The following is an 11,816-nucleotide window of genomic DNA, read 5'->3' as shown; positions in this document are numbered from 1 at the left end:
CGAGTTCGTCCTACATCACTTTCTTTTTCAATTGATTTACAGTTACTTGAGAAGAGAATTCAATTTATGGGTTCTCTTATCATTAACCATTTAAATACTATTAATCATGAAAACAATTAAAAGAATTTTATTCGCAGCATGTTTTGCATTCTTGCTTCCTGCCGCAACACAAGCCCAAGAAGACGAAAGTAATATCATGCAATTAACGGAGTACACTATTAAGTTTGGTCATAATTCAACTTTTGTTGAAGGTGTAAAAAAATGGAATAAATGCTATAAAGAAAATAATGGTACAAACAAATGGAATGTTTGGCATCGCTTACAAGGGAAAGGTAATATTTACGTCTTAGAATCGCATTTGGCAAATTGGGCAGAAATGGCTGAAACTGATGCCGCAGGAAAAGCTTGTACTGCTACAGCGTTAGAATTCATTATACCCAATATTGAAAGTTTTGAATACAACACCACAAGATCTATACCTGAGTTTAGCAAAAAAACAGCTTTTGAGGACCTGGGAATGGTTTGGGTAACCAACTTTAAAGTCAGCGATTATAAAGCTTTTAATGAAGCTGTAAAAGAAATGAGTTCTGCCATAAGTAAAAAAGAAGGTGATAATCGTGGTTACTGGTACCGTGTTATGGGTGGTGAAAATGCCGACTTTTTTATTTCTGAACCTTTCAAAGATTTTGCGGATCTCGATAAAGACCAAGAAAGTATCTGGAAATTATATGAAGACGCAAATGGCAAATCTAAAGCTGAAGCTTTACGTCAAAAATTTAAAGATGCTGTTGACGACCAATGGAGTTACGCTTTTACTTTAGAAACTGAATTAAGCATGAATTAAAAAAATCTAGATAATAGATCTCAGCACTTAAAAACCAAAATAAGATGAAAAAACTACTATTAATAGGTTTCGCTATTTCAATGTTTGTAGCATGCCAACAAAAAGAGTCGCGTTATACACAACAATCACCCGAAATTGATATTGTAAAGGCGCAGATAGCTAACTATAACGCAATGAATTACAACGTAAACGCCCTAGTAGATACGTGTAAAGTGTTTTTTAACACTAAAGACAACCCTATATTAAAAGAGAACCTCAAGGCTTATCATCAAGGTAATGATGCCCATTATTCACAACGCGGATTCGCAAAGAAAGATCAAGACTATGAAATGGTTCTAACCGACGATGGACATACTTGGGTTAACGTCTGGTTAGATTGGCAAGGCACACTAAAAGGCAATGGAAAAGTTATTGACATGCCAGTTCATTTAACCTATCGCTTTGTTGATGGAAAAATTGTAAGAATCGTTGGTATGTGGGATCAAACAGAGATTGTATTAGGGCTTCAAGACATCGAAGCGCAAAATAATCTACCAGAGATAGAAGAACAATAAAATTACAGACAGGCACTATTTGGAGATAGAATCAGTAATAACGATACCAACTTTAAAAGGTTTTAGTGTTTTGAAGTTTTACGATCAGTAAATAATCTTGTTGTTACTGATGTGCCTGTTTATTGTTAAAAAACAATTATTACCCTAGCACTCTTTATATAGATAAAAGACACTTACGTGTTTAACAAAAGGGATTGACCTTACCCTGATATTGAATGCCTCAAATATTTAAAACATTTTAAATCATCCTTTATAATGACTAAATATAATCTAAACTTAAAATTTAGCAGAAGTTTAAAGGAAAGTGCTTTATCTAGGTATTTTTCATTTTCAGCCTTATATACCGCTCAGGGAATACCAGAAGGCATTACTTTCTTTGCAATACCTGCATGGTTGGCAATGAATGGCAAATCTCCCTTAGAAATTGCGTCATTTATTGGTGTTATTGCCATACCCTGGAGTTTTAAAATCTTAATTGCACCACTAATGGATCGATTTACGTTTCTCGATATGGGAAGAAAGCGACCTTGGGTAATTTTTGGGCAATTAGGATTAATACTAAGTTTTCTGAGTATTGGCTTTGTTTCTGATCCGCTAAATAATGCTTCTGGACTAATGATTACAGGTTTTTTGATTAGTTTTTTCGGAGCGTTTCAAGATGTGGCAACTGACGGTATGGCTGTTGATGTAATTCCTGCCAATGAACAAGCTAGAGCAAATGGACTCATGTGGGGAAGTAAAACCATTGGAACTTCACTAGCGTTGGTCATTGGGACTGCTTTAATAAATAGTATTGGGTTTAAGCTAGCCATTGCTTCATTATCTATTGTTGTCGCATTAATTATGTTTGTACCAATTTATTTTACTGAACGACCTGGCGAAAAAATAATGCCGTGGACCAAAGGACAAGCTGTTGAAGAATCGATAAAAACACAATTAAGAAGTTGGTCGCAAATTTTAAAAAGTTTATACCGCGTTGTAAAATTACCATCTAGTATCATTTTTTGTTTCGCTTCGTTTATAATTGGTACCATGTATGGTTTAATAGATACCCTTTTACCAATTTTCACCATACAAGAATTGGGATGGACAAATACGTCCTTTTCTGAGGTATTTGCAATTACTTCAATTATAGCAGGAGTTTTAGGAATGTTTGTAGGAGGCTACTTAGTAGATTACTTTGGAAAGCTAAAAATGCTAATGTACTATTTAACGCTTATTACCATCCTAATAGTTGTATTTGCATTTTCAACTAATCTATGGAGCAATACTACCGTGATGTACGGATTTATATTAATCTACAGCACCTTATATACCTTTTTATGTATTGCTGTTTTTGCTTCAGGAATGCATCTGTGTTGGAAAACCGTAGCTGCGACACAATTCACATTATATATGGCAATTTCTAATATGGGACGAGCAGCAGGAGCGACATTATTAGGTGTATTAAAAACGCATTTTAGTTGGGAATATGTGTTTCTCTTTATAGCAGTACTTCCTTTAATAATGGGTATTATGATGCCATTTATCAATTTTAACAAACACAGAACAAAAGTAGGTAGCTTTAAAATTTTAAACAAAACATTAGTTACACGTCAAGTCACATTAGACTAGAATAACAACTATAATAAACAGGCACTAAATGGAGATAGAATCAGTAATAGCTATAAAACACACTTCAGGAAAGTTTTAGTGTTTTGAGCTTATTGCAATTAGCTAATGATAAAGCCATTACTGATTTGTCTGTTTTACAACAATTGATTAAAATGAAAACCGTAAGACAAAAAACAGAACGCATACATGCATTAGATTCTCTGCGAGCCATAATGATGCTTTTAGGGCTTGTGCTACATTCGGTAATAACCTATATAGGAGGAGAACCTTATGAAGCTTGGCCTATAAGAGACCCTAATAACTTCAATCCTAACTTAGAGTGGATTTCATCTCTAATTCATGTATTCAGAATGCCAATTTTTATGGTAGTTGCAGGTTTTTTTGCTGCACTTTTATTCTATGAACGAGGTGCTCGTCGAATGTTTAAAAATAGAATGAATCGCATCACCTTACCTTTTTTGGTTTTTGTAATCATTTTATTTGTTCCCGTAGTTGGTGGCATGAACTATACTTTAGAGGTATTTGCTTCGAATCCTGATGTCATAGAAAACACACTAGAGAAATTTTCAACAGCACAAAGCTTTATTCCAACTAGAACCATGCATTTATGGTTTTTATATTATCTCATTATGTTTTCTGTGGTTTCCTTTTTACTTGGATTACTGTTTAAAAAATTACCTAAGATTTCAAGGTCTATTCATAACACGTTCCATTATATATTGAAGAATTCCGTCCTAAGACTTTTTGTCTTTACATTTCTAACCGTGTTAATCCTCGTTTTTATGGATAAATATTGGGTAAATACTTCAACAAGTTTTATCCTGGAATTCAATACGTTTATTTTCTATTTATTTTTCTACATGTTTGGTTGGTTATTATATAAGTCAAAATCATTCTTGAAAACTTTTATGAAACACGATTGGCTTTTTACCATATTAGGAACCGCGCTTTTTACATGGTATTTTATTTTAGACACCGCAAAATTGGATTTATTAATCATTATGAGTATACGATCTTTAGCCTGTTGGTTACTCATCTTTGGTATCACAGGACTTTTTATTAGATACGCAAGTCATCATTCTGCGAGAATGCGATATATCTCTGATGCATCCTATTGGGTATATTTGCTGCACCTTCCTTTGACGATTATAATTCCTGCTCTAATTGCCGATTGGGATATATCTGGAGTCTTAAAATTTTTATTTGTAATGCTAACAACTAGTTGCATTTGTTTTGTGACGTATCATTTTTTTGTTAGAAATACATTTATTGGCAAATTCTTAAATGGAAGAAAATACAGCAGAAAAACAAGTGACCTAAAACAGGTAGAAATTCCTGAACTAAAAATAATTCGAGATAAATAAGTAATGCCGACCTTTAGGAGCCATACAGTGCAAATATTTATATATTTATGATTCCTCAGGTCTTCGATTTTTAAAAAATTAAGACTCATGTCATCAATCAAATCAAACAGAATAGAATCCATCGACGTTCTAAGAGGATTAGTCATGGTTATTATGGCTTTAGATCATGTAAGGGATTATTTTCATATTAACGCATTCACAGGTAATTATCCTGAAAATTTAGAATCTACAAACATCATTTTATTTGGAACGCGTTTTATTACGCATTACTGCGCGCCGGTATTCGTGTTTCTTGCCGGTACATCGGCTTTTTTATATGGTCAAAACAAACCCCAAAAACAACTTTCAAAATTTTTAATTACACGGGGGTTATGGCTCATTTTCGTGGAAATTTTTATAAATAATTTTCTTTGGTGGTTTGATGTGAACTTTGGTTTTATTAATCTTCAGGTCATTTGGGCAATTGGCTTATGTATGATTGTGCTGGGTATTATTATTTATCTCCCAAAACGACTCATACTTGCCCTCGGACTTCTAATTGTATTTGGACATAACGCTTTAGATGGTATTATTAAAGAAGGAGATAGTATCTCATCCATATTATGGTATATGCTTCATCAAGGTCAGTTTCTCAGTTTTGCAGAAGGACATTATGTATCATTTTCTTATCCTATCTTACCATGGATTGGTGTTATAGTTTTAGGCTATTGCTTTGGAAAATTTTATACAAAAGACACATCAAAAGCATTTAGAAAAAAATGGCTGTTATATATTGGCACATCCGCAATTATATCCTTTTTTATGCTTAGAGGATTTAATTTTTACGCTGATTTAGTGCCGTGGACTCTACAAGAAACAAGTGAAAAGACGGTAATTTCATTCTTCAATGTTACAAAATACCCACCATCACTCGCATATCTTTTAATCACTTTAGGACCTGCTTTACTTTTTTTATATTTCATTGAAACGATAAAAAACACAGCAACCAATTTTTTACTCGTTTTTGGAAGGGTGCCTTTCTTTTATTATATGTTGCACATTTTCGTTATACATTTAGGGGCAATTCTAGGCTTGTTACTTACAGGAAAAGACTGGAAACTCATGATACTAGATAATGAAACGATGACTTCAGGAATTTTACAAGGTTATGGCTATTCTTTAGTTACGGTGTACCTTATTTGGATAGTTATTGTTTTGGCTCTATATCCAATTTGCAAAACATATATGCAATACAAAACCAACAATAAAGACAAATGGTGGCTTAGTTATTTGTAACTTTATAATATCAATCTTATTAATTTAATCAATCATATCACATGAAATTCAAAACACATCTCACAACCCCATATGTCGTTATTTTATTTCTACTTTCAAGTTTCGTTACATTTGCTCAAGACACCAGATTACTTCGTCAACCCGATATAAGTGCGACTCATATTACTTATACTTACGGAAGCGATATATGGATTTCTGCATTAAATTCTAGCGAAGCTAAACGGATTACCTCAACGGCAGCTAGCGAATCTAACCCATACTTTTCACCAGATGGTAATTGGATTGCATTCAGCTCTAACAGAGCTGGCACAAACAACGTGTATGTGGTTTCTAAAAACGGTGGAGAACCAAAACGCTTAACTTGGCATCCTAGCGGCTCTACGGTTAGAGGTTGGATAAACGATGGTAAACATATCTTATTTGCAAGTAACAGAGAAACGGCACCACGACCATACAATCGACTTTATACGATTTCAGTTGAAGGCGGAGCACCGCAACTCTTAACAAAACAATGGAGTAACGATGGGTCGTATTCACCAGATGGAACGCAATTGATTTTAGACAAAATGGATCGTTGGGATGAAGAATGGCGCGCCTATAGAGGAGGCCAAAATACGCCACTTATTATATTGGATTTAAAAACACAAAATGAAGTTTTACTCCCAAATGAAAAAACCACCGATATCCAACCGATGTGGTTAGGTGAAAACATTTATTTTCTGTCTGATCGCGATTTAGTCGCTAATATTTGGTCTTACAATCCGAAGACAAAATCAATGCAACAAATTACAACCTTTAAAGGTTCTGACATTAAATGGCTAAGCGGTAATGATGACACTTTGGTGTATGAACGCGATGGTTATTTACATACCATGAATATTTCAACAGGTAAACATACCCAATTATCAATTACTGTGGTTGGTGATTTTCCATGGTCAGAAACCAAATGGGAAGATGTTTCTAATTCCACCCGTTCAGCATCTTTATCCCCAAACGGAAAACGTGCCATTATGCAATCTCGCGGAGATATCTTTACAATTCCTGTAGAATTTGGTGATTCTAGAAATATTACTGAAAGTTCTGGCACAGCAGACAGACGACCAATTTGGTCTCCAAAAGGTGATAAAATCGCTTGGTTTTCTGATGCCGATAGAAAGAATTATGCGTTAATGATTTCTGATCAGGATGGTTTATCAAAACCTGAAACTATTTCTATTGGAGAATCTAAATTGGCTTGGAACCCGACATGGTCTCCAGATGGAAAGTATATTGCTTTTGTTGATGATGATGTGCGCTTACGATTTGTTAATTTAGAAACTAAAAAAATTAAAACAATTGACATTGGAGGCACTAATTTAGAACGTAACAGTATTGAATTAAAGTGGTCCCCAGATAGTAATTGGATTGCCTATCAGAAATCAGCGTCTAATAACTTTAGACAAATTTATATCTACTCAATTGAAAAAGATATCACCAAACCAATTACAGATGCGTTTGCAGATTCCTTCTCACCTGCTTGGGATTTAAATAAAAAACAACTTTACTTTTTAGCCAGTACAGACGTAGCTCTTGCTTCTGGTTGGGCGAATACAAGTTCTATGACGGCCAATCCTGCCTATGCTGCATATGTTATTAATTTGGATGCTAATGATGATTCTCCTTTTAAACCGAAAAGTGATGAAGAAGACATTAAAAATGAGGGTGAAGAGAGACCTGATGACAAGAAAGAGGATAAAGATTCCAAAGAGAAAAAGGAAGATGACCATAAAGCAATGCATATCGATTTTGAAAATATTGGTCGCCGTACACTAGCATTACCAATACCTACAAGAAATTATGGATATATCATTGCTGGTCCAAAAGGATCCATGTTTATTTCAGAATATGTCCCAAATGATAGAGGAGCACTACTTCATAAATTTGATCTTGAAAAACAAGAAAACAAAGAATTTACACCTGGTGTGCGTTCGGTTTCGGTTACCACAAATGGAGAACATATGTTAGCTCAGATTAATGGTGATTGGCAAGTAATCAGCACCAAAGGAGGAGATGCCAAAGGAGGCAAACGCCTTAAAGTTAATTTACAAATGAATTTAGATCGTTCTGCAGAATGGGAACAAATGTTTGAAGAAGCTTGGAGATACGAACGCGATTATTTTTACGATCCAAATATGCATGGTCGTGACTGGAATGTTGTTTACAAACGTTACGCTCCATTGGTTCCGTTTATAAAGCATCGTGCCGATTTATATTACATTTTAGATCAGGTAAATGGTGAATTATCTGTTGGTCATAGTTTTGTTAGAGGAGGCGATTATCCAGATATTGAAAGATCTACAACAGGTTTATTAGGTGCTGATATGAGTACCGACAAAAACCACTGGAAAATCGATCGTATTTTTACTACTGAAAGTTGGAATCCAGGTTTAACTGGTCCTCTAGATGCCCCTGGATTAAACATAAAAGAGGGCCAGTATATTGTAGGTATTAATGGAAAGGAAATTAAAGCCGATACTAATTTTTATGAATATTTAGATGGTACTTCAGGAAAACAAACCATTCTTCATATTAATGATAAACCTGAATTTAAAGGCAACTGGAAAGAAATTGTTGAACCTATTTCTAATGAAAACTCGTTAAGACAACGCACTTGGGTTGAGGACAACCGTAGATTGGTAGACAAATTATCGAATGGTCGTTTAGGATATATTTGGGTTCCAAATACCGGAGGTCCTGGTTTTGTGTCTTTCAATAGATATTACTTTGCACAACAAGATAAAGAAGGAGCTGTTATTGACGAACGTTTTAATGGTGGTGGTTTATTAGATGATTATATGGTAGATTTAATGACACGTAGCTTAAGAGCTGGCTTAACTAATGAAGTACCAAATGGTAAACCGTTAACACTTCCGGCTGGTATATTAGGTCCAAAAGTGTTATTAATTAATGAACTTGCGGGTTCTGGTGGAGATTTCTTCCCATGGGTATTTAGACAGCAAAATGTTGGTAAATTAATTGGTATGACAACTTGGGGAGGTTTAGTAAAATCCTCAACGCATTATGCTTTAATTGATGGAGGCTCATTAACGTCACCAGACAATGCTGTGTTTGACCCTATAAATAACAAATGGATTGCAGAGAATGAAGGAGTGGCGCCTGATATTGAAGTTAGACAAGATGCAAAAGCATTATCTATCGGAAAAGATCCACAGCTTGAAAAAGCCATCGAAGAATTAATGAAACAATTAAGTATTAAAAAAGAGGTTAAAATTCCTCCGTTTCCTCAACCAGCAAAGGGAAATTAACACATAACAGGTTTAGATATAGTAATGGTATTTGCCGTAATCCTTTTTTCAAGATTAGAAGTGCGGCTCGTATTTAAGTATATTCAAATGAAGAAGGAAGATAAAGATGAAACGTGATAAGACAAAGCAACAGACAATTTAAGACCCGATCTTTCCTGTAAAATGATTCACTTTAGGATTCATAGGATTACCTGTTGTGCGTCTATTAATTGCTATTTGCCCACAATGCCAAATTGAATCCGCTATTGGACCATTAATTTGATTCCAAAACGGGATTTCACGGTCACCAAAAATAATTTTGTATTGTGAAATATCTTTACTCGTTCTTAAAATATCTGCAGCAGTTTTTAAGTTGTGTAAGGTTTTAGATCTCAATTCTGTATAAGACAGATTCTCTTTAACCTTGCTGTTTGATTGCTTTAAAGTTGAATTTACAATAGTATTAGACAAACTATAAATATGAATTATAGTTTCTTCGGTTGATTTACCTTCTTGATTAGCCCTAAACGCTAAATCTTTAGACGTTAAACTATCTGTAGCCCAGTAAAACCGAAATCCTAAGGCATCAACCATACGCGCTGCCATAGTGCCTGCTGTAAACTCTTCTGGTGCTTTAGGTAATTCATAATACGGAAGGTCATCGTTATTTTGAGCGTCACTAAACATTGGGGCTATAATATTACAAATTAATAGAATTCTTATAATCAGAATATTCATCCTATTCATTTTCGAGTTGATGCTTATAAGAATCTATATTCGCTTTCTGACTATCTGGTAATTCTGGCTCCTGAATATCGGTATATTCCTTAAGTGTATCGTAAAGAATCTTTGCTACGATATATCTCGCTGTTGGTTTGTCGTCTGCAGGAAGATTATACCAAGGTGCATGAGGCTTAGACGTTTTATTAATCGCATCTTCATAACACGTTTGGTAAGTATCCCAATGCTCACGCTCGTCTAGATCGTCTGGCGAGAATTTCCAATTTTTATTAGGCTTATTTAAACGTCTTAATAATCTATTCTTTTGCTCTTCTTTTGAAAGATTCAGAAAGAATTTAAAAATGATGGTACCGTTGTCTGCGATATGCTTTTCAAAGTTATTTATTTGATTGAATCGTTTTTCCCAAAAGGTATCATCAACATCTTTTAGCGATGTTACATTCGGAATATTCTCGTACATTAGATATTCAGGATGTACTCTTGTAACCAATACATTTTCGTAATGTGTTCTATTAAAAATGCCAAACTTACCTCTTGCAGGTAAAGCTCTGACATGTCTCCAAAGATAATCGTGTTTTAATTCTAAATCTGTAGGTTTTTTAAAACTATGAGCAACAATTCCCCTAACATTAAACTCTTTAAAAACTTCGCGAATCAAACTATCTTTACCAGCTGTATCCATACCTTGAATACAAAAAAGCACAGCATATTTTCCATGCGCATACATTCGGTTTTGGATGTCTGCTAAATCGCGACTGACTTTTCTTAATTCCTTTTCTATTTTCTTTTCACTTGCATCTAAATCGAATGTTGTTGGCAAATCTTTAATATTGATTTGAGATGAAATTTCGAAATCGTCTATCTTGATATCTTTCATAATAATTAGGTTTTATTTTGAAGCAAAAGCTTTGACATCACTTTCACTTACTTCACTTCCACCTAAAATAATAAGGCGTTCTACCACATTACGTAATTCACGTATGTTACCTGTCCAATCATAATTCTGAAGTAACTTAATGGCTTTATCTGAAAATGATTTCTGAGCAGTTCCGTGTTCAATAGAAATCTTTTCTGAGAAATAATTGATTAATAATGGAATATCTACTCGCCTATCATTTAAAGAAGGTACTTCTATTAAAATCACCGCTAATCTGTGGTATAAATCTTCTCTGAAGTTGCCCTCTTCAATTTCTTTTTTAAGATTTTTATTGGTCGCTGCCACTACTCTAACATTCACTTTAATGTCTTTATCACTTCCAACACGTTGAATGCGACTTTCTTGTAAGGCACGCAATACTTTGGCTTGAGCGGATAAACTCATATCACCTATTTCATCTAGGAATATGGTACCTCCATTAGCCGCTTCAAACTTCCCTGCTCTATCTTTTGCTGCAGATGTAAAAGCCCCTTTTACGTGTCCAAACAACTCACTTTCAATTAATTCTGAAGGAATTGCCGCACAATTAACTTCTATCATTGGGCCTTTAGAGCGCTCACTTTTTTGATGTAACCAATGTGCAACAAGCTCTTTTCCTGTTCCATTTGGTCCTGTAATTAATACACGAGCATCTGTTGGCGCCACTTTATCAATCATGTCTTTAATACGTTCTACACCTTCACTCTCACCAATCATCTCGTAGTTTTTGCTTACTTTTTTCTTAAGCATTTTATTCTCTACCACAAGTTCTTTTCTATCTAAAGCAATACGAACCGTATTTAATAATCGATTTAAATCTGGCGGTTTAGAAATGTAGTCAAAAGCACCTAAACGCATGGTATTTACAGCTGTATCTAAGTCACCGTGACCAGAAATCATTACCATTGGTGTTTCTGGTTTAATCTTTTTAACAGCTTCTAATACTTCAACCCCATCCATTTTTGGCATTTTAATATCACAAAGCACTAAATCGTAATCCTCTTTTTTAATTTTTTCAATTCCAACTAAACCATCTTCTGCTTCTTCAACTTGGTAGGTACTATTTTCCTCAGAAAGTATTTTTACCAATACACGTCGTATAGCAGCCTCATCTTCAATTATTAATATTTTTGGCATAATTTTATTTTTTTCGAATATGGTTTTAACACTTGAAACTCATGCTATGATTCAAACTACATTGTATTTTGAATCGTGTAAAATCAT

9 protein-coding genes are annotated in these 11,816 nt (G+C 34.4%); 6 read left to right on the top strand and 3 right to left on the bottom strand.

What is annotated here, in order from left to right; translation table 11 throughout:
- The first annotated feature begins 106 nt into the window (after positions 1 to 106).
- The 6 genes from HM984_RS04300 (at position 107) to HM984_RS04275 (ending at position 8,956) form a co-directional block, all read left to right on the top strand.
- Positions 107 to 844 (top strand): hypothetical protein, encoded by a 738-nt coding sequence (locus HM984_RS04300; protein WP_115809054.1) that lies wholly within the window; start codon positions 107 to 109, stop codon positions 842 to 844.
- A 44-nt stretch (positions 845 to 888) separates the two neighbouring features.
- Positions 889 to 1,398, top strand: coding sequence for a nuclear transport factor 2 family protein (locus tag HM984_RS04295; protein ID WP_179348250.1), 510 nt, complete (start codon positions 889 to 891; stop codon positions 1,396 to 1,398).
- A 255-nt stretch (positions 1,399 to 1,653) separates the two neighbouring features.
- Positions 1,654 to 3,012 (top strand): MFS transporter, encoded by a 1,359-nt coding sequence (locus HM984_RS04290; protein ID WP_179348249.1) that lies wholly within the window; start codon positions 1,654 to 1,656, stop codon positions 3,010 to 3,012.
- A gap of 83 nt (positions 3,013 to 3,095) precedes the next feature.
- Positions 3,096 to 4,376 carry an acyltransferase family protein gene (locus tag HM984_RS04285; protein WP_218845010.1) on the top strand — a complete coding sequence of 427 codons (1,281 nt, stop codon included), beginning with the start codon at positions 3,096 to 3,098 and terminating at the stop codon, positions 4,374 to 4,376.
- An 87-nt stretch (positions 4,377 to 4,463) separates the two neighbouring features.
- Positions 4,464 to 5,651, top strand: a complete 1,188-nt coding sequence (locus tag HM984_RS04280; RefSeq protein WP_179348248.1) for an acetyltransferase domain-containing protein — start codon at positions 4,464 to 4,466, stop codon at positions 5,649 to 5,651.
- Positions 5,652 to 5,692: 41 nt separating this feature from the next.
- The gene (locus HM984_RS04275; RefSeq protein WP_179348247.1) at positions 5,693 to 8,956 is read left to right on the top strand and encodes a S41 family peptidase; all 3,264 of its coding nucleotides are present in this window, start codon (positions 5,693 to 5,695) and stop codon (positions 8,954 to 8,956) included.
- Positions 8,957 to 9,094: 138 nt separating this feature from the next.
- Here HM984_RS04275 and HM984_RS04270 read toward each other — a convergent pair whose 3' ends face one another.
- Genes HM984_RS04270 through HM984_RS04260 form a run of 3 tightly spaced genes read right to left on the bottom strand, consistent with a single transcriptional unit; the run spans position 9,095 to position 11,729 of the window.
- On the bottom strand, positions 9,095 to 9,673 hold the full coding sequence (locus HM984_RS04270; RefSeq protein ID WP_218845009.1) for a hypothetical protein: 579 nt from the start codon (positions 9,671 to 9,673) through the stop codon (positions 9,095 to 9,097).
- 1 nt (position 9,674) lies between these two features.
- Positions 9,675 to 10,553, bottom strand: a complete 879-nt coding sequence (locus HM984_RS04265) for a PPK2 family polyphosphate kinase (RefSeq protein ID WP_179348246.1) — start codon at positions 10,551 to 10,553, stop codon at positions 9,675 to 9,677.
- A gap of 12 nt (positions 10,554 to 10,565) precedes the next feature.
- Positions 10,566 to 11,729 carry a sigma-54-dependent transcriptional regulator gene (locus tag HM984_RS04260; protein WP_179348245.1) on the bottom strand — a complete coding sequence of 388 codons (1,164 nt, stop codon included), beginning with the start codon at positions 11,727 to 11,729 and terminating at the stop codon, positions 10,566 to 10,568.
- Positions 11,730 to 11,816: the final 87 nt, after the last annotated feature.

The sequence above is a fragment of the Winogradskyella pacifica genome (assembly GCF_013403915.1).
GTDB classification, from domain to species: domain Bacteria; phylum Bacteroidota; class Bacteroidia; order Flavobacteriales; family Flavobacteriaceae; genus Winogradskyella; species Winogradskyella pacifica.
This window is presented reverse-complemented; position numbering and strand designations above follow the sequence as displayed.